A 25,467-nucleotide genomic window follows, 5' to 3' on the forward strand; every position below is an offset into this window, starting at 1 on the left:
CCCAAACTCTTTTCACATCATTATTTTACTGTGTCATTTTCCCATTGGTAACTCCAGAATCGCTCAACGGTCACCCATTTCAAAGCTTCAGGGTCATTTTGCTGAATGCCTTTTTCTAGATCCTTGAGCATCCAAGCTGTTTGGGAGATATGTGCCTTCATGGCATCGATTTTTTGATCTTTGACCGGTTTGATATCAACAAGGATATCCGGCTGTCCTAGCGCTTCCTCACAATTCTTGGAGAATGCAAGGCAGTGGAGTTTCGGTCTTGATGCTTTCGGCAAGCGTCGAACGGCACGGACCACGGCTCTTGCAGTCGCTTCGTGATCCGGGTGAACAGAGTATTCCGGATAGAAGGTGATGATGAGGGAAGGGTTTACTTCTTCAATCAACTCCGTCACCATGTTTGAAAGCTTTTCATCATTTTCAAATTCTAGGGTTTTATCCCGGTATCCCATCATGCGTAAATCCTGTATTCCCATCACATCGGCCGCTTTTTGTAATTCTTTTTTACGAATCAGTGGAAGCGACTCTCTGGTTGCGAAGGGTGGGTTCCCTAGATTTCTTCCCATTTCACCTAATGTGAGGCAGGCATAGGTGACGGGTGTTCCATTTTTAACGTGGGTGGAAATGGTTCCTGACACCCCGAATGCTTCATCATCCGGATGAGGAAAGATGACAAGTACTTGTCTTTCTTTTTCCATTTTGACCTCTCCTTTTATATAGATTCAATTGGTTTAGTTGAAAGGTGTCGGACTGATTTCAAGGGCAACGGCCAGTTTCCCGTCGGCGCCATGACCTGCAAGTAACAGGCGGCCCTCTTCATCAAATTCATAATGAGTCAGTCCTTCAGCATAAATCCAGCCGATTTCAATTTTTAAACCGACACGGTAAGGTCCGCCCCCGATGATCTTTCCGTGCTCATAGTTGACTTTCGCGTTGCGGATATAGGCTCCAGCTGAAAAGAAGCCCTCGTTAAAGTGAGAAGCATAGGCCCCGTTTGTGGTTTCTAAATGTATATAAACGTCCTGACGGGCAAGCTGGGTAATGATCCCTTGCACATCAGCAATCTTAATCGGTTCCATTCTTTTTCCTCCTTAAATGCAGAAAAGACTCTTAACCATTATGTACTATCTTACTAAAATTCATGAGTGAATGCGAAAAGTATGATTGGGGGAGGGACGTGCTTTTGGGGAGGTCCGTCCCTCAAAAAAAAGTGCCAGGCACGAGATCATTCATTCGTGCCTGGCACCAGCCGGTAGTTATTTTTTAAAGCGGTTATAGGCCCCATGCATGACAGGTCCAACGTATTGGTTCAGTTTGAATCCGTGTTTGATGGCTGCTGTAACGAAGGTTTTCGCGTTTTGCACCGCTTCTTTCACGTCTTGTCCATTTGCAAGGTTAGAAGTGATGGCTGCTGCGAATGTACAGCCTGCTCCGTGGTTATACGTCGTTGCTACTTTTTCCTCTTCCAGGAGAGTGAATTCATTACCGTCATAGAATAGATCGAGAGCTTTGTCGTGCTGTAATTGCTTTCCGCCCTTGATGACAACGTTTTTGGCGCCAAGGTCATGGATTTTCTTTGCCGCTTCCTTCATTTCATCAATGGTCTTGATCGGACCTGACCCGGCAAGCTGACCTGCTTCGAACAGGTTAGGAGTTACGACGGTAGCGCGCTTGAGCAAATGCTCTCTCATGGCATCTGTTGTTTCAGGGTTTAATACTTCATCTTCCCCCTTACAGACCATTACAGGGTCGATGACGACTTTATCCAAACCGAAGGCATCGATTTTCTTCGCTGCAAGCTCAATGATTTCGACTGTACCGAGCATGCCTGTTTTCATGGCATCGATTCCGACAGAAAGAACGGTTTCCAGTTGTGCTTCCAAGGTATCAATGGATAATGGGTGAACCTGGTGGTGCCAATGGTTGTCCGGGTCCATCGTAACAACCGTTGTAAGAGCCGTCATGCCATACACGCCATGCTCCTGGAATGTTTTAAGGTCGGCTTGGATCCCGGCTCCACCGCTTGTATCGGATCCAGCGATCGTAAGAGTTTTTTTCAATGTCATCGTTGCATTCCTCCTAAGAAAGTAACTCGTTATAATGGTAAAAGTCTGACTAAAGAATATAATAACGGGCGGGTAAATACAAATTCTTTTGGCTATTGCAAAAAAGACGCCGGGAATGATTTCCTCGGGCGTCTTTTAGGATTGAAGATTGTTGGTAGACTTAGAATGGTTTCGCATCATTATTTGTTGATTCTTTGGAAGCGACGATGACCAGTTTCCCTTTATCGAGTTCTTCTTCATAGGCATCTGCTTCTGCCTGGTTCATCCCCACGGACTTCATTTTCGAACGTAATTCATCTCCGCGGCTGTTGAATAGATTACCCATGGATTCAATGATTCCTTGTTCTTTTATACCGGTGGATTCCGTATGGGTTGCCTCTGTGATGTGTTTAGAACGATGCTTGTCATGGGCGAACACGTAGATTTCATCTTTGGAAAAACCTTCACTTGTAAACATTTCAATTTCTCTTTTTGCTTCTACCACATTTTCAACCGTTTGAACTTTATACATAATCATTACCTCCATTTTGAATTTAATGTCTTGTTCCTGCTTTTCCCGGTTGTAGCAAAATCAAACTTTCCATAATATAGAAATGGTTTTTGAGAGAATAATTGTTTCCAAGATTCTACATTATTTCCTATAATAGAAGAGAGGAAGGTGAAGCATTTGACAAATCAATACAAGAAAATAAAAGAAATTGAAGCGATTTTAGCAGATTTGAAAGCCAATGAGAGTGAAAGCAGTGCCTCTTTGGCGTTTGAGAATAGAAGCAGTAGACGTTTTCCAGCTTGGAAATTAGCATCATCCATTCTGTCCTTTTGGAAAAATAGAGTGTTGTTGATTCTCCTTCTTTTCATCCTATTAGTAGGAGGAGTATCTATAGGGGTCTATTCGTGGCTATCCGGAACCACCTTTACAGAAGAGAAAGGGGCGTTTGTCGAACGCATTCAAGAGATGAGTTCCCTGGCGACGGCTCAAGGGTTCATAAAGGCCGTGATCGAACAGGAGGATAATCAATTATTCGGGAAAGACATCAATACGGATCTACCCGGGACAAAACGGAAGCTCTTGATGGTGGTCCCTGGAACCGTGTTGGCAGGGGTTGATTTACAGGGAATCGATGAAAACGATATAGTAGTAGATGAAGAGAAGAAAGCAATTCAATTAACCCTTCCACGTGCAGAGATTCTTCAAGACCCTTCCATTGATACTGAGAACATTAAGACCTTTTCTGTAGAAGGGATCTTCAGAAATGATGTGGACTGGAATGAAGGGTTTGCCCTTGCAGAAGTGGCAAAGGACCAAATCAGTCAGGAAGCGGTTGAGCAGGGGTTGCTTCAAGCCGCGGAAAAAAACGCAGAGAAATCGTTGAAGGGTTTCTTTGAACAATTGGGTTACGACGTTACGATTCAATTTCAGGACTAGAAAGGATGTCTAACAGTGACGAAGATTTTTCAAAACGATTGGGCAGACATTCTGGAAGATGAACTTCAGATGGAATACTATCAGACCTTGAGAGAATGGCTTAAAGGAGAATATGAAACGAACACGACGTATCCTTCCATGCATGATATCTTCAATGCCTTTCATTACACAGCATACGAAGATGTAAAGGTTGTATTGCTTGGACAAGATCCCTATCACGGACCGAATCAGGCAGAAGGTTTAAGCTTTTCGGTCAAAAAAGGAGTCAAGATTCCCCCGTCGTTACGAAATATGTACAAAGAGCTTCAGGAGGATATCGGATGTGGAATTCCCGCCCATGGTTCCCTGGTGAAATGGGCAGAACAGGGCGTGCTGCTGTTAAATACCGTCTTAACCGTACAAGATGGGAAAGCGCACTCCCACCGGGGAAAAGGGTGGGAGCAATTCACGGATCATGTCATCTCGATCCTGAATGAAAGGGAGAAGCCGATGGTGTTTATTTTATGGGGGAAACCTGCTCAGTCAAAGCAGGTGCTCATCGATTCTTCCAAGCACTATATCGTGACGGCTCCTCATCCGAGTCCATTATCTGCACACCGGGGTTTCTTTGGAAGTAAACCATATTCACAAACAAATGAGTTTTTACGGAAACAAGGGATAAACGAGATTGACTGGTGTATCGAATAACCGCATGTTTCACGTGAAACAATGGATAGCCCCTCGTATGTGGAGGGGTTTATTTTGTAGAAGGGGGGACGCCGAATGAAAAATGAGAAGCGTATCAACTGCTTTCAATGTCAATATTTCTATACAACATGGGAGCCGGCTCATCCCCGGGGGTGTAAAGGCTACGGGTTCAAAACGAAAGCCATGCCTTCACTGGTGGTTTTCCAATCCTCAGGAAGTCCCTGTATGAAATTCAAGCCTAAAGCGAAATGACGACAAAGAAATTTGCGAAATCCTTCATTTAGAATTAGGATAGTGAGGTAGGTTAATCAGAGGAAGTACATACTGTATGTAACCACGTACGGGAAGACGTCTGGAAGGAGTCATCAATTGTGAATATCCCTCATCAATCATTAATAAAGAAAATAGAACATGAACTCACAAAGGCAAAATCAGCCGAAAAGTCACAGCAAATCCGTGAGCATGTGTATTCCATAAAGGCTCTATGTGAAGTTTTGTTGGAGGAAAACCACGGGGCATCTACTGCAGCACCTTCGTTTCAAACTCAACAAACAATGCCATATTTGCAGGAATCACAACCGAGTCAGAAGCCTGTTTCCATCCAGAAAGAAGAGTCACTGGAAACGGATGACGGAGCGAATGGAAATTCATTATTCGACTTTTAATCAATATGTGAATGGAAGAACAGGAGGACCATCATGAAAACATTTATCATTATTGGAGCAATCAATGCCTTTTTATCAGTCGCTTTAGGAGCTTTCGGTGCCCACTCATTGGAAGGGAAAATCTCAAAGAAGTATATTGATATTTGGAATACCGGAGTTCTCTATCAGATGTTTCACGCCATCGGAATCATCATTGTCGGGGTACTGATGGGGAATGTGACACCAACCTCATTACTGTCCTGGTCCGGCTGGCTGATGCTGATCGGAACGATTTTATTCTCAGGAAGCCTTTATGTACTGAGCCTATCCGGAATTAAGGTGCTTGGCGCAATCACACCTCTAGGCGGCGTCAGCTTCTTGGCCGCATGGGTGCTTCTGATTGTCTTTGCAGCGAAAACGCTATAAAACATAGATACCCTGACAGGGAATTATTCTCCTGTCAGGGTATTTTTTTATCTCTGCGAATAACTTTGCATAGAGCCTCCAGCTCCATAAGGATATTCATATTCAATCTCTTCATCAAATGTAATGTAGTCTAAGTAAATCATTGGGATGAGGTACCTGGTCCCCGTTTGTGGATCACTCAGGATAAGATGATCCCGGCCTGCGGCTTCGATGATCCCTTTAAAAACCTTCGCATTCCATTCTGTATTGTTTTCAAACGTCGTGTAAACAGTCGCTACTTTTCCTTTGTTCAAGCGAAGAATATTCTCGATATAGGATTCTTCAATCGGTAGCATACCTTGAATATTTTGAGAAGGTGCGGGTGCATTTGTCGGTGAAGGGACTTGAAAACCTCCACCACCTTGCTGCTGTGGATAATATTGTTGACCCTGAACTTGGCCTCCACCGTAATACTGACCATATGGATTATACCCTTGCATATACGGGTTTGATTGTTGATTCGCCAAACCGAATACCTCCTTTTAATAAAGTTAAAAGATGCTATATGTCTCACTATTTCATGTCTATGTAGAAGGAGAAAAATATATTCGTTTGTTTTTTGAATGAGGAAGACGAACTTATTTTAAAAAAGTTCCTTTCGTAAACATTGTGTCTTTGCATAACTTCCCAAAAGTGAATTTCTGTTTTAGTTGAGGGGTAGTGTGAAAATAGGAACCGCTCCTTTCCGCTGCAGGTGCTCGCTTTCCGCGGGGCGGGCGGTGAGCCTCCTCAGCTTCGCCTCCGGGGTCTCACCTGTCCCGCTTTTCCCGCAGGAGTCGAGGACCTGCAGCGAGAATCCACTCTGTCTTCTCCTAATGACAGAAGGCCAAAATAAAAAAAGCTCCTATTGTAGAAATATTGATCGTTTGTTCCCCCAATAACTATCTACATAGGAGTAATAGAAAATTTTATGTTAGCTCGAAAATCGAGGCATCCTTGAACTATCTGTCAAATGAACCAAACAATGATTCCACCGTAAATGACCTCATTTAAAGAGGGTAGTAGTCCCTTTTCTATATTAAGCTCTGTCATGAATTTTTATATGGATGATGAGGGGACCTGCGTAAGAACCGGCGGATTTCGGACTTGCCGAGACCCCGTTCGGCTAAGTGAAGAGGCTTGACCGAACGCTAGCTGCAAGTGGAGCGGTTCTCCTCACCAGCCAGCATACGCTTGTTGACAGAGCCCCAGGCAGATCTTATGTTACAAGACAACAATCTTAGCCAAAAAAAACGACAAGCCACGAGGACTTGTCGTTTAACAGTGTATTTAGTTCACGTGAAGGAATTTCGTGATTGCTTCTTCTTTTAGTAGATTACCTACATAGAAGGTACCGAATTCGCCGTAGCGTGCACTTACTTCATCAAAACGCATTTCGTATACAAGCTTTTTGAATTGAAGGACGTCGTCAGCGAATAGGGTCACACCCCACTCGTAATCATCGAAACCAACAGAGCCAGTAATGATCTGTTTGACTTTTCCAGCGTATTGGCGGCCGATCATTCCATGACTTCTCATCATGTCGCGACGCTCTTCCATCGGCAGCATGTACCAGTTATCATTACCCTGGCGACGCTTGTCCATTGGGTAGAAGCAGATATGGTTCGCTTTCGGAAGGATCGGGTAGATGCGCTCCTGTACATATGGATTCTCATAAGGATCGCCTTCTGAAGGCATGTAGTTACCAAGTTCCACTACAGAAACATAAGAGTAGGTCGGAATCGTGAATTCAGCGATCTTCAGCTTGTTGAATTCATTTTCCAGCTCACTTAATTCTTCCATCGTAGGACGAAGGATCATCAGCATGAAGTCTGCTTTTTGACCAACGATCGTGTAAAGAGCGTGACTTCCTTCTTTCGCATCCTGCGTGCTGTTTAACTTATCTAAGAAACGGTGGAATTCAGAAATCGCCGAGGATCTTTCTTCACTCGGAAGCATCTTCCAGGTCGTCCAATCCATCGCGCGAAAATCATGCAGGGAATACCAACCATCTAACGTTTGTGCCGGTTCTGCCAATGTAATCACTCCTTAAAGTACTTTTTCCAACTTTACTATATCATAGTTTGGCCTTAGAGTAAGAATACAAAACCCGATGTCGATAAAATGGCACAAATAGTGGATAGGCAAGGGATATCTGGAACACACTATCTTCGTAGATTATTACATAGGCTTAGGAGTGCACGGAAATGGGTAAAAGGAAATAGCAATTATTAGAAAACAAAGACTTTTCCATGAAACCGATATCATTTCTCCTTTTCCTTGAATTCCTATATGAGAAGAGTATTCTAAGATTGATGTATAAATCAAGGAGGTTCCTCTATTGAGCAACTTATTTACAACACTAACAGATAAAGTAAAAGGCAAAGAGTTAAAAATCGTTTTCCCTGAAGGTACAGACGAGCGGATTCTGACAGCAGCCTCCCGTTTAGCGGGCGACGGCATCTTGACGCCGATCGTAATCGGAAACGTGGATGAAGTAAACGCCAAGGCGGACCAGCTGGGTGTGAAACTTGACGGTTGTGACGTTGTCGACCCGGCATCATTTTCTGGAATGGACGAACTTGTGAAGGCATTCGTGGAACGTCGTAAAGGAAAAGCTTCAGAAGAAGATGCGAAAAGAATCCTATTAGACGGAAACTATTTCGGAACGATGCTTGTTTACACGGGCAAAGCTCACGGTCTTGTAAGTGGAGCGGCTCATTCAACAGCGGATACGGTTCGTCCGGCTCTTCAAATCATCAAAACAAAAGAAGGCGTCCGCAAAACTTCCGGTGTCTTCATCATGGTACGTGAAGACGAGAAGTATGTATTCGCTGACTGTGCGATCAATATTACACCAGACAGCCAGGATTTAGCTGAGATCGCAATCGAAAGTGCAAAAACAGCTGAAATGTTTGACATCGATCCACGCGTAGCAATGCTAAGCTTCTCTACAAAAGGTTCGGCTAAATCACCGGAAACAGAAAAAGTGGTTGAAGCCGTTTCGGTCGCAAAAGAAAAAGCACCGGAATTGACTATCGACGGTGAATTCCAATTCGACGCTGCCTTCGTTCCATCTGTTGCAGAGAAAAAAGCACCAGGTGCCGACATCCAAGGTAATGCGAATGTATTCGTATTCCCGAGCCTGGAAGCAGGAAACATCGGATACAAAATCGCCCAACGCCTAGGAAACTTCGAAGCGGTAGGTCCCATCCTTCAAGGACTGAATGCTCCTGTGAACGATCTTTCACGTGGCTGTAACGAAGAAGATGTGTACAAGCTGGCGTTAATTACGGCTGCTCAGGCGCTGTAATTCTATAGATGTTGTGAAAGAAGCCGGATCCTTTAGGGGATTCGGCTTCTTTTCGTTTTAAAAGCAACCAATCTCAAACGAAAAGCGGACCCCTTGGATTGTCCCCCCTCCTTTTTTAGCAACCCTGCCATAATATGATATAATGAGCTCGCAAGTTGTGAGTGAAGGAGAAGCGTTATGGATAAGGAAAAAGCATATGCACTGCTTCGTCAAGACAGATGGAGAGTGATTGATCAATCGAGTTTGGGACCGATGTTCGGTGCCCTGCAGTCGTTTGCCATGGATGATACGTTGTGCACGGTGATAGGAGCAGCTCAGTCTGATCCTACGGCACGCTCATGGGTTCACCATCATACGGTGGTACTTGGCATTCAGGATACAAAGCTGCCGTTTCTTTCTGCTGCGTTAGAGGTGTTGGAACGGGAAGGCTATCAATATATTGTGAGAAACTCCGGCGGATTAGCCGTTGTGTTGGATGAAGGAGTATTGAATCTTTCATTGGTTTTCCCCGATTCTGAAAAAGGGATCGATATTAACCGTGGCTACGATGCTATGTGGTTGCTTGTCGAGGATATGTTCAAGGACTTTGATGTGAAGATCGAGGCGAAGGAGATCACGCAGTCCTACTGTCCTGGAAGTTATGATTTGAGTATCAATGATCAGAAGTTCGCGGGGATTTCTCAGCGCAGAATCCGGAATGGAGTAGCCGTACAGGTGTACCTCTGCGTCAATGGAAGCGGTTCTGAACGGGCTAAGCTGATCCAGCATTTTTATGAGACCGGGTTGAAGGATGGAACGACGAAGTTTACATTTCCTGTTATTGATCCTGAAGTGATGGCGTCTTTATCGGAGCTGCTTGGAGCCGAGTTGTCGATTCAAGATGTGATGCTCAGGTTCCTGCAGTCGTTGAAAGGGTTCAGCGGTGAATTTTATAGCAGTGCCCTTCAAGGGGAAGAGTACACGATGTATGAGACCTATTATCAGAGGGTAGTCGATCGGAATGAGAAGTTTTTGGGGTAGATTGGTAGGCTGGACGTCGGTTGTTATCGGTTCCGGCTTTTTTAGTTGTGTCAGAATTGTCCACCCAACCAAAAAACCAGCACACCCACAGGCGCACTGGTTGGGAACCGCATTATTCAGCTACTTTTTCTAAGTTTCCGTTTCGATCCATTTTGAAACGTGGTGCTTTGGCATCGTCTTCATCGAATAGGACGAGCTTTCTGGCACGGTTCATGATTTGCATAAGTGTCTCGTAGTCTTCCTGCATCGTGACGGAATTGTTTTCGAGAGCTGCGACTTTCTTTTCAAGCTCAGCGTTTTCTTTTCTGATTTCAGCGATTTCATGCTTTAATCTCTGATTCTCAATTTTTACATAGTCGGAATTCATGTTGGTTTGAGCAAGGTTTTGCAGGAAGGCAATGACCTTCTCGAGTGTCACTTCCCCTTTTAATCCTGAAGGCTTTACCACATGGTTAGCACCAGGCGCCTGCTGTGTTACGTAGACTTGTTCCTCGCTTGCTTCCATTTCGAATTTCGGGGCTTCTTCGGATTCTTTCCCCAGCTGTTCCGTTTCCGGCACGTAGTTCTCGTACTCAGCAAATTCCATTTCTTCTTCGGCTTCAGACATTGATAGAGACATAGCATCTAAATCTTCGAAAGAAGGTGCAGGTGGCTGATATAAAAGCTTTTTCTTGCCGCCCTGGTCTTTGCCCAAGATACGGTGGCGCTGTTTGCGTTGTTTTTTTGCTAGTTGAAGAGCTTTCTCATATTGGTGACGCACCACTGCGTTCCAGCGGAATCCACATGCGGCAGATGTGCGGTTCAGTTTGTCCCCGACTTCTTCAAAGGCATTTAATTGTGTGCTGCCTTCCCGTACGTGACGAAGGACCGTTTCTGCCAATAATAGATCATTCTCTTCCGTCCAGGCATCCTGTCTTGTTTTCATCATCATTTCATCTCAACTCCCATAGTTTTCTTAAATGATTCGTTAGTTAAAGGATGGACAGTTTTATAGGTTTTTATACGAATATGTTAAATTTATTTTTTGTCTGCTAGTTTCGTTGTATAAGTGGTGATCCCCATAAGCTAAGAAACGATGTTCTCTTGCAAAACATGTCAGAAGACTGTATTCTATAAATCGATGTTTACGACAATAGAATTCATTTCAATAGATAGAAAGGGTTGTTGACAAATGGCAAACGAATTTCGTGTTTGCGATGATTGTCAGGCCGTTAACCTGAAAACCTTAATTCCCAAATTAAAAGAAATTGACCCGGATGCACCGATCGATATTGCGTGCCAATCCTATTGTGGTCCAGGACGCAAGAAGACATTCGCTTTTGTGAATAATCGTCCTGTAGCGGCGTTGACGGAAGAAGAACTCATGGAAAAAGTAATCAAGAAAATAAAGAAATAAAGGAAAACTTCCAGTGAGGGAGTTTTTTCTTTTCTGCCCAATAAAAAAATATAGGTTTGGCTGTTGTTGGAAAAGGAAACTAGTTAGAGGGTAGAGAATAAGTAGGGAAAGCGTAGATACTTGTCAAGCGTACCCAAAAGCTGAAATTTTTTTGAAGCAAATGGAACGCTTGGCATGGATCATTCAGAAGCCAAATACCTATTTTTTTCGACAAAATTCGAGATGAATACCAGGATGAAAGTCGCTATAATAGAAATATGATAGTTTAGGAAGAGGGTAGAAGATGGAGTATGCCAAGCAGAAATTACATGAAGAAAAAGTATTTAAAGACCCTGTTCATCGGTATGTTCATGTAAGAGATCGCGTGATTTGGGATTTGATTGGCACCAAAGAGTTTCAACGACTTCGCAGGATCAGGCAGCTGGGAACCACCTACTTGACCTTTCATGGTGCCGAGCACAGCCGGTTCAATCATTCTCTTGGCGTGTATGAGATCATCCGCCGAATCGTGGACGATGTCTTCGCAGGCAGACCGGAGTGGAATCAGGATGAGCGATTACTGTCCCTTTGCGCTGCGTTATTACACGATCTGGGGCATGGACCGTTTTCCCACTCCTTTGAAAAAGTATTTCACCTGGATCACGAGCACTTCACCCAAGCCATCATCTTGGGAGATACAGAGGTGAATGAGGTACTCAGAAAAGTGGGACCTGATTTTCCTAAGCATGTAGCGGAAGTGATAGCGAAGACGTATAAGAACAAGCTGGTTGTCAGTCTGATTTCAAGTCAAATCGATGCGGACCGAATGGATTATTTGCAGCGTGATGCTTATTTTACCGGAGTCAGCTACGGTCATTTCGATATGGAGCGAATTCTTCGTGTGATGAGACCACGTGAGGACCAAGTAGTAATCAAACAGAGCGGTATGCATGCAGTGGAAGATTATATTATGAGCCGCTATCAGATGTACTGGCAGGTTTATTTTCATCCGGTCACCCGGAGTGCAGAAGTGATTTTAACGAAGATACTACATAGAGCGAAGGAGCTTCATGAAGAGTATTATTCCTTTAAGCAAAGCCCGGTCCACTTTTACTCCCTGTTTGAAGAAGAGGTTTCCCTCCAGGATTACTTGAAGCTGGATGAAGCGGTCATCATGTATTATTTTCAAATTTGGCAGGAAGAAGAGGATCCGATTTTACGGGACTTATGCGAGCGGTTCATGAACCGTAATTTATTTAAGTACGTGGAATTTGATCCGGCGAAGGAATATAAGAAGCACAGTGAGCTTGAAGTTCTGTTTAAAAAAGCGGGGATCGATCCTGATTATTATTTAGTGGTGGACTCATCTTCAGACCTTCCATACGACTTCTACAGACCAGGCGAGGAAGAGGAACGGCTTCCGATTCATCTATTAATGAGGAATGATGAGCTGCGCGAGTTATCGAGGCAGTCGGATATCGTCGATTCCATTTCCGGAAAACGCCGAACCGATCATAAATTATATTATCCAGTAGATTTACTATATGACGAATCAACGAAGAAAAATATTAAGAGACAGATACGTACGATTCTAGAATTAACATAAATGGCTCGACACAACGAGGATCTGAAAACGCAATACTAGGAGTAGGAGATGACGTACATTGTTGAAAGATCATGCTAAACTAATGAGTGCCTTCTTAGCCTCGGGTGAAGTGGTGGGAAGAAAAAAGCTTCAGAAGATGATCTTCATCGCGAAGAAGCTTGAATTCCCATTTCAGGAAAAATTTCAGTTCCATTTTTATGGACCGTATTCGGAAGAGCTGACCCTGAGAGTTGAAGAGCTCTGCAATATGGGATTCATCTCCGAGGTGAAGGAGAAAAAGGGTGGATATTATCAATACCGGTACACCGTCACCAAAGAAGGAGAAGACTTCCTGCAGATTTATGAGAAAGAGATGCCCTGTTTACAGGATTGCCTGACGGATATGAACGTTCAATCAGCACGCTTTCTGGAACTTGTTTCAACAGTCTTATATTTTGATAGCCTTCCTAAAGAAGAAGTCGTGGAGAAAGTATTCACGCTTAAGAGCAAGCAGAAATATACAGAAGAAGAAATCGAAGAAGCCTTCGCATACATCGAAGGATTAAAAATGAAAAAAATCGTCCAGTAATGGACGTTTTAATATGATAGGGGGGGATCACTCGAAAGGGGTGATCCCCTTTTTAAATAAACAAAAAAATCGTCACTCATGAGCGTAACGATTTTCCTCACTTTATTTAGGGGTTTGATCCATCTTCTCTATAATTTGATCAAGCTTTTCTTCAATTTGTTTATCATATTTCCGCTGCTGGATCCTTCGATTTTGGACCCCTTTTGCCACCATGAAAGCGACCACGACAATGGCTGCAAGGAAAGCCATCATGAACAATTGGAAGAGTATATCACCGGTATTTATGTCCATTTTACTTCCTCCTTTCCATATGGGTTTGGTATATCGTATTCATCAAAATGAGAATTTACCCCTTTTTTACGTTTAAGTAGGCTTCATAGCCGAATGTGATGATCAGTCCGGTAAAGAAGAGGAAAGCTGAGGAGAAGAGGTCCCTGCCTATTATCAATGAAGACATATAGTTAACAGCGAGTAACCCCATATATGTATAGAATCCCAGTACGGCACTTTTGTTCCAGTTGGACTTTTCTCTAGGGGTCATGGATTTGAAGAATTTCATACGGTCGCTCCTTCGTATTGAAAACGATTGAAGCCTGCGATCGATCTGATTGCAGGCTTATTGTCCTTAATTATTATTGATCACTGAGTCTCTTACCGCCGACTGCATAGTGACCTTTCGACATTTCTTCAATGAAGACAACGATTTTTTCTTCCGGTGCTCCGGTTGTTTCGCTTACGGCTTCGGTTACTTTTTCGACGAGGGCGCGTTTCTGTTCTTCTGAACGGCCTTCGAGCATTTTTACGGTGATATAAGGCATTATGGTTCGCTCCTTGCATTTGGATTTGGTACAATCTGTGGTAGCATGTTCGTTTTAGCCCACCTTTTAAATGTAAAGGGTAGGGGTTGTAAGAGCAAGCTTCTTATGGTGGGGATTGGAATTGTTCCTTAGAGTGGTCATGAAGGCAGGAATTTTTCTGTATACTATTGAATAAGAAAGTAAATCATTTTTTAAAGGAGTACATACTTTGGATACATTCAGCTCTCTTTTTGAGTCCATTTCCGTCTTTCGGCTGGAAGAGCTTCCGTTTGTGGTGATTGCCCTGGTCATGGCCTTTACGGTTCATGAGTTTGCCCATGCATTTGTGGCGTACAAATTTGGCGACACGACAGCGAAGGATCAGGGAAGGCTCACGTTAAACCCGATTCAACATCTGGATCCCCTGGGAACCATTTTAATTTTAATTGCGGGGTTTGGCTGGGCGCGTCCTGTGCCGGTCATGAGATCCCGATTTAAAAATCCCCGTTTGGCAGGGGTATTAGTTTCAGTGGCTGGCCCGCTGAGTAATTTCTTACTTGCATTCATTGCATTCGGATTTTTTTATTTTTTTGTAGGAGTGACTGGTGGAGTCGGGGTTCCTCCCTTTGTCATCGATCTCCTGCAGATGATTGTGTATCTGAATGTGCTGTTATTTGTGTTTAATCTATTGCCGTTCCCTCCACTGGATGGGTACCGGATCATAGAGGACCTGTCACCGAATCATATCAGGGCAAAAATGACTCAGTATGAGCAGTATGGAGTCGTATTATTTCTGATCATCGTGATCACACCCCTTGATGAGTATACGATCTGGCCGCTGTTACAAGGTGGGATGACAGCAACCAACCAGGCTTTCAGTGCGATTTTTACAACTGTTTTTTCAGTCTTTAGCTAGAATGTCAACTTTGAAGGAGTGAAGATACATGGAAAAGAAAAAGAACATCGGATTCAATATCATCAAAAGTGATCCTACTGACGGCCACGGTGGCTATGGTGTAGGCTCATTAAGCCTTGATAATGTTTCCCCAGTGATGATTGACGTCGAAGAAGGGGAAGCGACGATTGAAATCGGAGCGATGCATGCGAGGAGCCCGATTGAAAAAGGGATTAAATTTACGAATAATCGGGAAGATTCAGCAGGCGGTAAGCCGTACTGGTTGATCTGGGTGACCATTGACCGTATGAAAGATGGACCGTACTATGCAGGCGTGACGGCTTGTGAAATGGTCGTGAACCGTGAGAAGCGCAGAGGCTACAAGTCCATGCCGGAGCATGTGAATAATATGGATAAATCGATTAAACGTAAAATCGTCCTCGATCAACTGGACGACAAGTCGAAAGGGATTCTCACGGACTTCCTGAAGAAACATGATGAGGGTATGTGGGAACGCTCAAAAGACGAATTAAAGGAAGCGTTAAAAGTTTAAAAACATAGAAAAAACTTCTTTTGTGAACAAACTATGACATTTTTTTGAATATGTCGTTCACATCTTGCCCTTATGCTTGAAAAAAAGTACACTTAAATCACAGTTTGCACATAAACTAGGACATGAAAAACCACGGGTTCGCACAAACCCGTGGTTTTTCGTTTTTTTATACGTTTTTAGCGTGATTTTGGGGCGTGAATTGGTTTTGTTACGGCGCTTTTGGACAAACTTGCGGCACTTTCGGATAAACTTGCGGCACTTTTGGGGTTTGTTGCGGCAAAATGTGAACACCGACTTTTCTGACTGATCAAGCCGCCTCCGCTTTTCTATATGTCCAGCTCCAGGGCTTAGAGGCTCGAGGTCATAAGTCAAACCTGCCGAAAAGGCAAAAACCCCCCTTTTCGGCAGGAGCGCCTTATGCTTGTCGCCTCTGGGCAAAGCCCTTCCGCTTTTCTATATGTCCAGCTCCGGCGGCTAGTCCCTCGAGGTCATAAGCTAAATTGGCCAAAAAGGCAAAGAGCGCCTTTCCGGCAAATTCATCTTATGCTTGTCGGGCCTGAACAAGCCGCCTCCGCTTTTCTATCAAAAAATCCAATCCTTCACCTTTTCATACCAAGGCTTATCTTCTTTTTTTGCTGGCGCCTTTTCTTTTGGTGTTTCTTTTTTACCCAAATGTTCATGGCAGTACTCAGTAGGTTCGGTTCCTTTTACGAAATAAGTGAAGCGCTGTACGGGACAGTCTTCTGTGGCCAGTTTCCCATTATGGGGGTTCACGGCTACGCCGACGACGCCCTTCGTTGGTTTGAAGTTTTTGACGGGTTCATCCTTTAGCGCTTGCTCCATGAAATTCACCCAGAGTTTCTTGGCTAAATATTTATCGTCGACCAGGGAGATTTCTTTTTCTTTGTCATAGCCGGTCCACACCCCTGCTGTGAGCTGAGGTGAATAGCCGATCATCCAGTTATCTGTGTTGGTGGTACCTGATTTTCCGGCATAGGGACGGGTGGCGTCTTTCCGGATCTGGATCCCCGTTACCGTTGAGTAATCATTGAGCTTCGGATCAAATATACCACTCAGCATATGGGTCATGACATACGCCTGATCAGGGTCCAAAACTTGTTCTTTTTCGGATTTATTTTCATAAATGACGTTACCGGACCAGTCTTCCACACGTGTAATGAATACCGGTTTCACCTTATAGCCTCCGTTGGCAAAAATATTGTAGGCGTTGACCATATCGATGACCCTGGCACCTGATGTACCTAGTGCGGAGGAAGGATACTTTTTTACCTTTGTCGTTAATCCGAATGTATCTTGTGCTGTTTTCGTTAAGGTATCCTGACCAATGAAAAGGTGGGTTTTCACTGCGTACACATTATCTGAAAGAGCGATGGCCTGGGCGAGGGTGATGTCATCCCCTGCATATTTGTTGTTGTAGTTGTGAGGTGTGTATTTCGCTTTGCCATCATCAAATGTGAATGAAGTTAACTCACTTTTCATCGTTGTAGACGGGGTGAAGCCATGCTCCAGGGCAGAATAGTACAGGAGCGGTTTAATCGTTGATCCCGGCTGACGAATGGCCTGAACCGCACGATTAAACGGACTTTCCTCATAGTTTCTTCCTCCGACTAGCGCTGTTACATGACCGTTCTTTGGGTTCATTGATACAAATCCAAGCTGAATTTCAGATTCATCAGGGATTTGTTCCTTCACGACTTTTTCTGCGACTTTTTGATGGTCGGGATGAAGAGTTGTATATACCTTCAGTCCGCCCATTTCAATGGTCCGCTCTTCGATGCCTAAGTCAGAACGCAGAATGCTTTTCACAACGTCTTGAAAATAAGGAGCCGTTTCTGCCTTATGGTGTGCATGCTCACCTGTAATGGTAAGGGGAGCTGCCTTTGAAGCTGCCTGTTGTTCCTTTGTAATGAAGCCGTCCTCGGTCATGGACTGGAGGATCAGTTCCTGGCGATTCTTGGCATTATCCATATTGGCGACGGGTGAATAGTAGGTCGGTGCTTTCGGAATTCCGGCAAGCATAGTGGCTTCAGCAACGGTCAATTGGTTGGCATCCTTACCGAAATAGTATTGACTCGCTGCCTGGACACCGTAGGCTCCATGGCCATAATAAATGGTATTTAAATAGCCTTCCAGAATTTCTTTCTTCGAATAGTTCATCTCGATCCGAATCGTATAGAGGGCTTCTGAAATCTTTCTTTTCCATGTCTTGTCATGGGATAAAAATAGATTACGAGCATACTGCTGGGAAATGGTACTGGCTCCTTGCACTTTTGCCATGGCTTTCAAGTCGGCAAGTGCTGCTCCCGCCATCCGTTTGATGTCGAAGCCATAGTGCTGATAGAAGCTTTTGTCTTCAATGGAAATGGTCGCTTCGATAAGCGCTGGGGAGATTTCTTTCAGGCTCACCCAATAGCGTTTCTCACCTGTATTCGTTTCCCCTATAACCGAACCGTCCTCACCGTAGAGCAAAGTGGATTGAGGCACGGCAAGCGGAGGGGGCCCCTGGATTTTAGCGTATGCTAAAACTCCGATCAGCCCGGCAAACATCAGGACCGAAACCAATAAACCTGCAACGACTGCCACTCTGGCATATTTTTTTGTTTTCTCCATTCGAGCCATCAGTTCCATACCTCTCCCCACCTTCTCCTCCCGAGGTCCGTAAATTTAGGGACGGACCTTAGATAGTATTGGACAATAGTAAACATCCTATATTATGTTTAGCGTATAGTATCAGTATGAAAAGTTTTACGAGTTTTTAAACGTTAAAGTTTTAGAAAAAATTTCACTTGAAATTTTGCTAGATTCCACTATACTTTTTCTCATGTTTGTATTTATCATGATAGGGAAGGATAAAAATGACGTCTGTTGCGGACGTTTTTATAAATAAGGGTAGAGCCCGTCATTACAGGCTTTAGCTTGACTGAGTGATCTATTTTGTCCTGAAGTGAACGTGTGAAAACTCAAACTAGTGGTATATGATTTATACAGCGAAGAACGGAAATTGCGGGAAAATCGATAAAAAACAAGAAGGGAAGTTGAAACAATGAGTGGACTTTGGTACACAGAAAAACAAACAGAAAACTTCGGAATCACGATGAAAATCAAGAAAACTTTACATACAGAGCAAACGGATTTTCAATATCTTGAAATGGCAGAGACAGAAGAGTGGGGGAACATGCTATTCCTTGATGGAATGGTGATGACAAGTCAAAAAGACGAGTTCGTATATCATGAAATGGTGGCCCACGTTCCTTTATTCACACACCCTAATCCTGAGAAGGTATTGGTTGTCGGTGGCGGAGACGGCGGCGTGATCCGTGAAGTGTTAAAGCACCCAAGCGTGAAGAAAGCGGTTCTTGTTGAAATCGACGGAAAAGTGATCGAGTACTCTAAGAAGTACCTTCCGGAGATTGCTGGAGAACTGGAAAACGAGCGTGTTGACGTACAAGTGGACGATGGCTTCATGCATATCGCGAAAAGTGAAAATGAATATGACGTGATCATGGTCGACTCGACTGAGCCGGTCGGACCAGCTGTAAACCTATTCACAAAAGGTTTCTATGCAGGGATCTCCAAAGCCCTGAAAGAAGACGGGATCTTTGTCGCACAGTGTGATAATCCTTGGTTCAAAGCAGATCTAATTCGCCAGGTACAAAGCGATGTAAAGGAAATCTTCCCGATCACTCGTCTATATACAGCGAATATCCCGACATACCCAAGCGGACTATGGGCCTTCACGATCGGTTCAAAAAAGCACGACCCAATCGAAGTACCGGAAGATCGATTCCACGACATCGAATCAAAATACTACACACCAGAACTGCACAAAGCAGCATTCGCCCTTCCTAAATTCGTTAAAGATTTAACAAAATAAATTTGAGGGACGGACCTCAAGTTTCAATGAAAATTGCACAAATTCAATAGGGACGGGCCTCAGGAGATGCCATGCACCTCCTGAAGGTCCGTCCCTCTAATAAGAGAGGATGAACACTATGCGTTTTGATGAGGCTTATTCAGGTAATGTGTTTATTAAGAGTCATCCTTCGTATGAGGATAGCCAGGTCGTTCTTTACGGTATGCCGATGGATTGGACGGTAAGTTACCGCCCGGGATCCCGTTTTGGCCCGACCCGTATTCGTGAAGTTTCGATCGGTTTGGAAGAGTACAGTGCCTACCTCGACCGCGAGCTTGAAGAAGTGAAATTCTTTGATGCCGGGGATATTCCATTGCCATTCGGTAACCCGCAGCGAAGCATTGATAGGATTGAGGATTATATCGATGGTCTTCTTGGAGACGGAAAAATCCCATTTGGAATGGGTGGAGAGCACTTGGTCTCATGGCCGGTCATGAAAGCGGTCGCTAAGAAATACCCGGACCTTGCGATCATCCATATGGATGCTCACACAGATCTTCGTGAAGATTATGAAGGGGAGCCATTATCTCATTCAACTCCCATTCGCAAAATCGCTGAGCATATCGGACCAAAGAATGTCTATTCTTTCGGAATCCGTTCCGGGATGAAAGAAGAATTCCAATGGGCGAAAGAAAACGGCATGCACATTTCAAAATTCGAAGTGCTTGAGCCGTTGAAGGAAATTCTTCCGCAGCTTGCAGGACGTCCTGTATATGTGACGATTGATATTGACGTGCTGGATCCTGCACACGCTCCTGGTACAGGAACCGTGGATTGCGGCGGGATTACGTCAAAAGAATTACTGGCATCGATCCATGCCATCGCACACTCTGACGTGAATGTAGTAGGTGCAGACCTTGTAGAAGTCGCTCCTATCTATGATCCATCAGAGCAAACAGCCAATACAGCCAGTAAGCTGATTCGCGAAATGCTCCTGGGATGGGTAAAATAAACAGCACAGCCTCTTCTGATTGACGGAAGAGGCTTTTCTTTTGCCATAAATCCGCTTACATCCACTCCCGAAATTGAAAACTCATCGTGTTCCATTGCATTTTCCCACAATACTTCTTATACTTAATTAGTTAGAAGGAAGGGACGTCTAAAAGAGGGACGGACCTATCACTTGATCGGACCCTAATATAGAAAAGGATGTGAGTGGTTTGACGGCAAAAACAGATTATACCCCTGTCAAAGTTCACTTGAAAACCAAAATCACAATAGGAGAGGAAAGTGACTCTTTTGAACTGGTATCATTTGGTCGATACTATGAAAAAGGAGATGCCGTTTTCCTGAAGTACGATGAGGTGCAAGAGGAAGGAACCACCCATACGATTGTTAAAGTCTCGGACCAGCAAGCTCTTATTCTCAGAAGCGGTGCAGTGAAAATGAGAATGGCCTTTAACGAACGGGAGGAACAAAATGGTTCTTACGAAAGCCAGATGGGTACACTCTTACTTACAACCAAAACAAAGAAACTTTCACATACACAAAGTGACTCCAAGCTGGAAGGGGATTTCAACCTTTCTTACGAGTTAAAGATGCAAGATAGTCCAGTAGGGGATTATGTTATGTCCATTCACTATAAGGAGGAAGCATAGACGCATGAATATTGTCGAAAAAGTACAAGAAAACCTGAAATCCGAAATAAAGGCAGCAGTCCTGAAAGCGGGACTCGCAACAGAGGATCAGATTCCTGATGTCATTTTAGAAATCCCGAAAGAAAAATCCCACGGGGACTACTCTACCAATATGGCGATGCAGCTTGCACGCGTAGCGAAAAAAGCGCCGCGCATGATCGCAGAGGACATTATGGCGAACTTCGACCAGTCCAAGGCTTCCATTGAAAAAATGGAGATCGCAGGGCCTGGATTCATTAACTTCTACATGAACAATGAATACCTGACCGATTTGATTCCATTGATTCTTGATCAAGACCAGGAATATGGTCAATCAAACGCGGGGAATGGCGAGAGAGTGAACGTGGAGTTTGTATCTGCCAACCCGACAGGTGACCTTCACCTTGGACATGCCCGTGGAGCGGCTGTAGGTGATTCCCTATGTAACGTTCTTGAAAAAGCAGGTTATAAAGTAACCCGTGAATACTACATCAATGATGCAGGAAACCAAATCCATAACCTGGCGATTTCCGTTGAAGCCCGTTATTTCCAAGCTCTTGGAGAAGACAAAGCGATGCCTGAAGATGGATATCATGGCGCGGACATCATCGGAATCGGGAAGAAACTGGCGGAAGAATTCGGTTCGAAATATGCGGAAGTAAGCGACGAAGAGCGCTACAAGTTCTTCCGTGAGTACGGACTGAAGATCGAAATGGCCAAGCTTCAAAAGGACCTGGAAATGTTCCGTGTGCCGTTCAACGTATGGTATTCTGAAACATCCCTATACGAAAATGGTAAAATCGATGCTGCGTTAAAAACATTAAAAGACAATGGTCATGTTTATGAAGAAGACGGCGCGACCTGGTTCCGTTCCACTGAACTTGGGGATGACAAAGACCGTGTTCTCATCAAGAATGATGGAACGTACACGTACTTGACTCCGGATATTTCCTATCACCAGGATAAATTCGAACGCGGACACGATGTGCTGATCAATATTTGGGGTGCTGACCACCACGGATACATCCCTCGTATGAAAGCGGCGATTGAAGCACTCGGTTTTGACCGTGAGAAATTAGAAGTAGAAGTGATTCAACTGGTTCACCTTTATAAAAATGGTGAGAAGATGAAGATGAGTAAGCGTACAGGTAAAGCAGTCACTTTACGTGAGCTTGTAGAAGAAGTCGGCCTGGATGCCGTCCGTTATTTCTTTGCCATGAGAAGTGCCGATACGCATATGGACTTTGATTTGGACTTAGCGGTATCCCAGTCCAACGAAAACCCTGTGTATTACGCACAATATGCCCATGCGCGTATTTGCAGTATTCTCCGTCAAGCAGAGGAGCAGGGACTTGCTTCAGAAGACAAGATCGACTTAAAGCTGATCGGGACGGAAAAAGAAGTGGATTTACTGAAAAAATTAGGTGAATTCCCACAAATGGTTGCCGATGCTGCGGAGAAACGTACACCTCACCGTGTGGCGAACTACATTAACGACCTGGCATCAGCTTTCCACAGTTTCTACAATGCCAATAAGGTTCTTGATGAAGAAAACCGTGAACTTACAACGGCTCGTCTGGCACTTGTAAAAGTGGTTCGAGTCACATTACAAAACGCTCTTGCATTAATCGGAGTTGCCGCTCCAGAAAAAATGTAAGGACGATAGATGAAGAAGGTCCGTCCCTCGGGGTGGACCTTTTTTCTTATATTTCTCCAGCTTTAACGTATAATAAAAGAAGACATATTGTTCAGGAGGATGTTATGAAAACAGTTATTTTAGCGATTGTGACCGGTTTCCTGGTTGGCTTTATTTTTGCCCTATTTAAGCTTCCGATCCCCGCACCGCCTGCCTTGGCTGGGATTGCAGGAATCGTAGGCATCTATCTCGGTTTTAAAGCCTTCACAGCGATTCAGCCTTGGATTGAATCGGTATTTAGATAGAATTTACATACGATAGTTTATTCCAGGATCCGGTAGCTTCCATCAATCTTGAAAGTTACCGGATCCTGGAATAGACAAAACAAAAAAGACGAACAACAAAGTGTTCATCTTTTCTCTACCATTCCAAAGCCCCGCCACTAATCCGCTTCACTCCCCGAATCGTCGAAAGGTCCTCTATCAGCTTAAGCATGGCCAAATCCTTATGCTTTGCTTCAATCATAAAGTCAACGTCCTGATCAAACGTCTTGAGTGTTTTGAAAAAACCCTCTACGAATCCCGCATCGACCAAATCAGCGTGAGAGCGGAATGCTTTTTCCGATTTCGGCGAGGAAATATGTATTTTGGGAACGAGATCTCTCTTTTCCCATGTGGCAAAAATCGCTTCAAGATAATCTTCTAAAGGCCTCTCACTAAGGTTGGCCTCGTGATGGTGGATATCAAGGACCATGGGGATGTTTTCTTTTTGGCAAACATCTAATGTTTCTTCAACCGTATAGGTTTTGTCATCGTTCTCCAGGGTCATGATCTTCTTCACATGAGTCGGGAGATCTTTCAAATTTTCATGAAAACGTCCCAATGTTTCTTCCTTATCACCATAGCTTCCACCAATATGAATATTAATGACGGAGCGATCCTCAATCCCCATATACTCAAGCATTCGGTAATGATAAACCATGTCCTTTACGGCGTTGTCCGTTACATGCTGCCTGGGACTGGTGAATAGAGTGAATTGATTGGGGTGAAAGCTTGCCCTGATCCCAAACTTCTTGATCAAATTCCCAAGCTCTTTCCATTCTTTTTTGAAAGGAGTATGGAAGTCCCACTCGACTTCCGGATGAGTAGCTAAAGGAACAAGTGAGCTTGATAGTCGGTACAGTTCAATTTCGTGAGCTGCACAAAGATACAGTATGCGTTTCGTATGTTCCAGGTTTAACCTTGTTACTTCCTTCAAGCGATCCATCCGTTCCTCTTTCGGAAGCTCTGTATATCGTTTGTAGGTCATGGTTTTGGCAGGGCTCGCGTCCCATAAGGAGAGGGAATTAGCAACAAACCCCAATCGGACTTTCATGTGGTTTCCCCCTAAAGTAAAATGGAAATGGATGAAGCGATCCGTTCCTTAATCCGGGTGAGTATGGAAACTGAAGCAAGGTCACTTTCGCTCAGCATATCGGATGCGTCCATATCCTTTTTCATTTCCTTTTTTAATGTGTGAATAAATTCTTTGTCGTAAATAAGATTGTTGATTTCAAGATTGATAAAGAAACTTCTTTTATCAAAATTGGCCGTACCTAAATCACAGAAATAGTCGTCTACAATCATTACCTTGGCGTGGTAAAATCCGTTCATAAATTGATACACCTCTGCCCCTTTAGCCAGCAAGGTTCTAAAATAAGGGAACGCGGCTTCCTTCACTAACATATGATCGGCATTATTGGGAATGATGATCCTCACAGTCACGCCCCGTTCCAAGGCATCACTTAGTGCTTCCATTAAAATCGGAGTGGGGATGAAATAAGGAGTCCCGATGATGACTTCCTCTTTGGCATCATCAATGAATTTCTTGAAGAAATCCTCGATATTCACCCCTTCTGTCGGGAAAATCTGATGGGTAATACTTCCTTTTTCAGACGGAGGAAAGTATTTCTTTTCGTCTTTCAGGTCCTTTTTCGTCCCCCTGAACCAATCGATGCAAAATTCTGTTTGTAAGTCGTGAACACCCTCACCCTCTAAACGAAGATGGTAATCCCTCCAAGGGGACAGCTCGGGTATGTCATTTTCATCAATATATTCTTTCCCGACGTTATAACCACCCAAATACCCAATCACGCCGTCAATGACCGTGATCTTCCGGTGATTCCGCTGTTGGGAGGAGAAAAATAAGAAAGGGAGGCTGACTTTTTGACAGAAGGCCACTTCCACACCAGCGTCACGCAGCATTCTCACTTTTGATTTAGGCACATTATGACTCCCGATCTGATCCATTAACAAGCGGACCTCTACGCCTTCCTTTGCTTTATCCTTCAATAATTCCATAAACCGTAAAGCAAAATGGTCATCTTGTACGATATAGAATAAAACATGAATGGAAGACTTGGCTTCTTTCATTTCTTTAAACATTTGATCAAAAAGCTCGGGACCTCTGGAAAATAATTTAATATTGCTATTTCGTTTTTCATAATCTCTTCTAGTCCGTGTCCGGATGAAACGACTTCTCCCCAGCTTAAAGTCGATCATTAACCAGACTATGACGCCAACTATTAATAACAGTAGGATGAACCACCACATATAATCACTCTCTCATCTGCATTAGCTTTAGTATGTCCTTAAATCTTCCCTACGTTGCACTCTTTCTTCTTTTACCTTAAATGATTCGTATTGAAACCTGTAGGGGGTACAAAAAGTCCTGGTTACTTCCAGCGAATGAAGGACTGTTCATGTAAAGGTTTTCATTTTTCTTGATAAAAACCATTGACTGAATGCTCATTCATAATATAATGGATATATGAACTATTCAGAATATTAATTTGGTTTGTAAAAGTTTGAACAAAGGGGAAGTTCGGGTCAAACCAAAGAAG

General features: G+C 43.8%; 30 protein-coding genes. 17 read left to right on the forward strand and 13 right to left on the reverse strand.

The window, feature by feature from the left end; genetic code table 11:
* Positions 1-20: 20 nt before the first annotated feature.
* The 4 genes from bshB2 to ACOSV2_RS18515 all read right to left on the reverse strand — a co-directional run bounded on the left by bshB2 (position 21) and on the right by ACOSV2_RS18515 (position 2,583).
* On the reverse strand, positions 21-704 hold the full coding sequence (gene bshB2, locus ACOSV2_RS18500) for a bacillithiol biosynthesis deacetylase BshB2 (RefSeq protein WP_428976400.1): 684 nt from the start codon (positions 702-704) through the stop codon (positions 21-23).
* A 33-nt stretch (positions 705-737) separates the two neighbouring features.
* Positions 738-1,085 (reverse strand): YojF family protein, encoded by a 348-nt coding sequence (locus ACOSV2_RS18505; RefSeq protein ID WP_428976401.1) that lies wholly within the window; start codon positions 1,083-1,085, stop codon positions 738-740.
* Positions 1,086-1,262: 177 nt separating this feature from the next.
* Entirely contained in the window at positions 1,263-2,072 is an 810-nt protein-coding gene (pdxK, locus tag ACOSV2_RS18510; protein ID WP_428976402.1) for a pyridoxine/pyridoxal/pyridoxamine kinase, read from the reverse strand.
* Positions 2,073-2,232: 160 nt separating this feature from the next.
* Positions 2,233-2,583: a general stress protein gene (locus ACOSV2_RS18515; protein WP_428976403.1), complete on the reverse strand. Its 351-nt coding sequence runs from the start codon at positions 2,581-2,583 to the stop codon at positions 2,233-2,235.
* Positions 2,584-2,730: 147 nt separating this feature from the next.
* Here ACOSV2_RS18515 and ACOSV2_RS18520 point away from each other — a divergent pair, with 147 nt between their 5' ends.
* The 5 genes from ACOSV2_RS18520 to ACOSV2_RS18540 all read left to right on the forward strand — a co-directional run bounded on the left by ACOSV2_RS18520 (position 2,731) and on the right by ACOSV2_RS18540 (position 5,255).
* Positions 2,731-3,498 (forward strand): DUF4230 domain-containing protein, encoded by a 768-nt coding sequence (locus tag ACOSV2_RS18520; protein ID WP_428976404.1) that lies wholly within the window; start codon positions 2,731-2,733, stop codon positions 3,496-3,498.
* Between the two features lie 15 nt (positions 3,499-3,513).
* Complete coding sequence (locus ACOSV2_RS18525) at positions 3,514-4,185, forward strand: uracil-DNA glycosylase (RefSeq protein WP_428976405.1); 672 nt, start codon at positions 3,514-3,516, stop codon at positions 4,183-4,185.
* 75 nt (positions 4,186-4,260) lie between these two features.
* Positions 4,261-4,437 carry a uracil-DNA glycosylase gene (locus tag ACOSV2_RS18530; RefSeq protein WP_428976406.1) on the forward strand — a complete coding sequence of 59 codons (177 nt, stop codon included), beginning with the start codon at positions 4,261-4,263 and terminating at the stop codon, positions 4,435-4,437.
* A gap of 119 nt (positions 4,438-4,556) precedes the next feature.
* Complete coding sequence (locus tag ACOSV2_RS18535; RefSeq protein ID WP_428976407.1) at positions 4,557-4,850, forward strand: YwdI family protein; 294 nt, start codon at positions 4,557-4,559, stop codon at positions 4,848-4,850.
* Between the two features lie 33 nt (positions 4,851-4,883).
* Positions 4,884-5,255, forward strand: coding sequence for a DUF423 domain-containing protein (locus tag ACOSV2_RS18540; protein ID WP_428976408.1), 372 nt, complete (start codon positions 4,884-4,886; stop codon positions 5,253-5,255).
* Between the two features lie 47 nt (positions 5,256-5,302).
* Here ACOSV2_RS18540 and gerQ read toward each other — a convergent pair whose 3' ends face one another.
* Positions 5,303-5,734: a spore coat protein GerQ gene (gene gerQ, locus ACOSV2_RS18545; RefSeq protein WP_428976538.1), complete on the reverse strand. Its 432-nt coding sequence runs from the start codon at positions 5,732-5,734 to the stop codon at positions 5,303-5,305.
* A gap of 829 nt (positions 5,735-6,563) precedes the next feature.
* Entirely contained in the window at positions 6,564-7,310 is a 747-nt protein-coding gene (gene hemQ, locus ACOSV2_RS18550) for a hydrogen peroxide-dependent heme synthase (protein WP_428976409.1), read from the reverse strand.
* 304 nt (positions 7,311-7,614) lie between these two features.
* Between hemQ and pta the strand changes: the two genes are divergently transcribed.
* Positions 7,615-8,586 (forward strand): phosphate acetyltransferase, encoded by a 972-nt coding sequence (gene pta, locus ACOSV2_RS18555; RefSeq protein WP_113969281.1) that lies wholly within the window; start codon positions 7,615-7,617, stop codon positions 8,584-8,586.
* 177 nt (positions 8,587-8,763) lie between these two features.
* Positions 8,764-9,606: a lipoate--protein ligase family protein gene (locus tag ACOSV2_RS18560; RefSeq protein WP_428976410.1), complete on the forward strand. Its 843-nt coding sequence runs from the start codon at positions 8,764-8,766 to the stop codon at positions 9,604-9,606.
* 112 nt (positions 9,607-9,718) lie between these two features.
* On the opposite strand, the gene ACOSV2_RS18565 is transcribed toward ACOSV2_RS18560, so the two are convergent.
* On the reverse strand, positions 9,719-10,531 hold the full coding sequence (locus tag ACOSV2_RS18565; protein ID WP_428976539.1) for an RsfA family transcriptional regulator: 813 nt from the start codon (positions 10,529-10,531) through the stop codon (positions 9,719-9,721).
* 246 nt (positions 10,532-10,777) lie between these two features.
* Between ACOSV2_RS18565 and ACOSV2_RS18570 the strand changes: the two genes are divergently transcribed.
* From ACOSV2_RS18570 to ACOSV2_RS18580, 3 genes are all read left to right on the forward strand, one after another.
* Positions 10,778-11,002, forward strand: coding sequence for a DUF1450 domain-containing protein (locus ACOSV2_RS18570; RefSeq protein WP_034765044.1), 225 nt, complete (start codon positions 10,778-10,780; stop codon positions 11,000-11,002).
* 283 nt (positions 11,003-11,285) lie between these two features.
* Entirely contained in the window at positions 11,286-12,587 is a 1,302-nt protein-coding gene (locus ACOSV2_RS18575) for an HD domain-containing protein (RefSeq protein WP_428976411.1), read from the forward strand.
* A 58-nt stretch (positions 12,588-12,645) separates the two neighbouring features.
* On the forward strand, positions 12,646-13,155 hold the full coding sequence (locus ACOSV2_RS18580) for a YwgA family protein (RefSeq protein ID WP_428976412.1): 510 nt from the start codon (positions 12,646-12,648) through the stop codon (positions 13,153-13,155).
* A 102-nt stretch (positions 13,156-13,257) separates the two neighbouring features.
* On the opposite strand, the gene ACOSV2_RS18585 is transcribed toward ACOSV2_RS18580, so the two are convergent.
* From ACOSV2_RS18585 to ACOSV2_RS18595, 3 genes are all read right to left on the reverse strand, one after another.
* Positions 13,258-13,446: a DUF4083 family protein gene (locus ACOSV2_RS18585; RefSeq protein WP_428976413.1), complete on the reverse strand. Its 189-nt coding sequence runs from the start codon at positions 13,444-13,446 to the stop codon at positions 13,258-13,260.
* Between the two features lie 55 nt (positions 13,447-13,501).
* Positions 13,502-13,714 carry a hypothetical protein gene (locus ACOSV2_RS18590; protein ID WP_428976414.1) on the reverse strand — a complete coding sequence of 71 codons (213 nt, stop codon included), beginning with the start codon at positions 13,712-13,714 and terminating at the stop codon, positions 13,502-13,504.
* Positions 13,715-13,787: 73 nt separating this feature from the next.
* Positions 13,788-13,973, reverse strand: a complete 186-nt coding sequence (locus tag ACOSV2_RS18595) for a 2-hydroxymuconate tautomerase (protein WP_428976415.1) — start codon at positions 13,971-13,973, stop codon at positions 13,788-13,790.
* A gap of 289 nt (positions 13,974-14,262) precedes the next feature.
* On the opposite strand from ACOSV2_RS18595, the gene ACOSV2_RS18600 reads away from it, so the two are divergent.
* Both ACOSV2_RS18600 and ACOSV2_RS18605 read left to right on the forward strand, forming a co-directional pair.
* On the forward strand, positions 14,263-14,868 hold the full coding sequence (locus ACOSV2_RS18600) for a site-2 protease family protein (protein WP_113969431.1): 606 nt from the start codon (positions 14,263-14,265) through the stop codon (positions 14,866-14,868).
* 28 nt (positions 14,869-14,896) lie between these two features.
* Positions 14,897-15,400: a YwhD family protein gene (locus ACOSV2_RS18605; RefSeq protein WP_428976416.1), complete on the forward strand. Its 504-nt coding sequence runs from the start codon at positions 14,897-14,899 to the stop codon at positions 15,398-15,400.
* A gap of 582 nt (positions 15,401-15,982) precedes the next feature.
* Here ACOSV2_RS18605 and ACOSV2_RS18610 read toward each other — a convergent pair.
* Positions 15,983-18,049, reverse strand: coding sequence for a transglycosylase domain-containing protein (locus ACOSV2_RS18610; protein WP_428976417.1), 2,067 nt, complete (start codon positions 18,047-18,049; stop codon positions 15,983-15,985).
* Positions 18,050-18,464: 415 nt separating this feature from the next.
* Here ACOSV2_RS18610 and speE point away from each other — a divergent pair, with 415 nt between their 5' ends.
* The 5 genes from speE to ACOSV2_RS18635 all read left to right on the forward strand — a co-directional run bounded on the left by speE (position 18,465) and on the right by ACOSV2_RS18635 (position 22,891).
* The gene (gene speE, locus ACOSV2_RS18615; RefSeq protein ID WP_044340587.1) at positions 18,465-19,295 is read left to right on the forward strand and encodes a spermidine synthase; all 831 of its coding nucleotides are present in this window, start codon (positions 18,465-18,467) and stop codon (positions 19,293-19,295) included.
* Positions 19,296-19,413: 118 nt separating this feature from the next.
* Entirely contained in the window at positions 19,414-20,286 is an 873-nt protein-coding gene (gene speB, locus ACOSV2_RS18620; protein WP_428976418.1) for an agmatinase, read from the forward strand.
* Positions 20,287-20,494: 208 nt separating this feature from the next.
* Positions 20,495-20,932: a DUF1934 domain-containing protein gene (locus ACOSV2_RS18625; RefSeq protein ID WP_282138385.1), complete on the forward strand. Its 438-nt coding sequence runs from the start codon at positions 20,495-20,497 to the stop codon at positions 20,930-20,932.
* A 4-nt stretch (positions 20,933-20,936) separates the two neighbouring features.
* Positions 20,937-22,607: an arginine--tRNA ligase gene (gene argS, locus ACOSV2_RS18630; RefSeq protein ID WP_428976419.1), complete on the forward strand. Its 1,671-nt coding sequence runs from the start codon at positions 20,937-20,939 to the stop codon at positions 22,605-22,607.
* Positions 22,608-22,711: 104 nt separating this feature from the next.
* Positions 22,712-22,891 (forward strand): XapX domain-containing protein, encoded by a 180-nt coding sequence (locus ACOSV2_RS18635; RefSeq protein WP_113969269.1) that lies wholly within the window; start codon positions 22,712-22,714, stop codon positions 22,889-22,891.
* A 115-nt stretch (positions 22,892-23,006) separates the two neighbouring features.
* Here ACOSV2_RS18635 and uvsE read toward each other — a convergent pair whose 3' ends face one another.
* Both uvsE and cls read right to left on the reverse strand, forming a co-directional pair.
* Complete coding sequence (uvsE, locus tag ACOSV2_RS18640) at positions 23,007-23,960, reverse strand: UV DNA damage repair endonuclease UvsE (protein ID WP_428976420.1); 954 nt, start codon at positions 23,958-23,960, stop codon at positions 23,007-23,009.
* 11 nt (positions 23,961-23,971) lie between these two features.
* On the reverse strand, positions 23,972-25,177 hold the full coding sequence (cls, locus tag ACOSV2_RS18645; RefSeq protein WP_428976421.1) for a cardiolipin synthase: 1,206 nt from the start codon (positions 25,175-25,177) through the stop codon (positions 23,972-23,974).
* Between the last annotated feature and the right edge of the window lie 290 nt (positions 25,178-25,467).

The sequence above is a fragment of the Rossellomorea sp. DUT-2 genome (assembly GCF_052665285.1).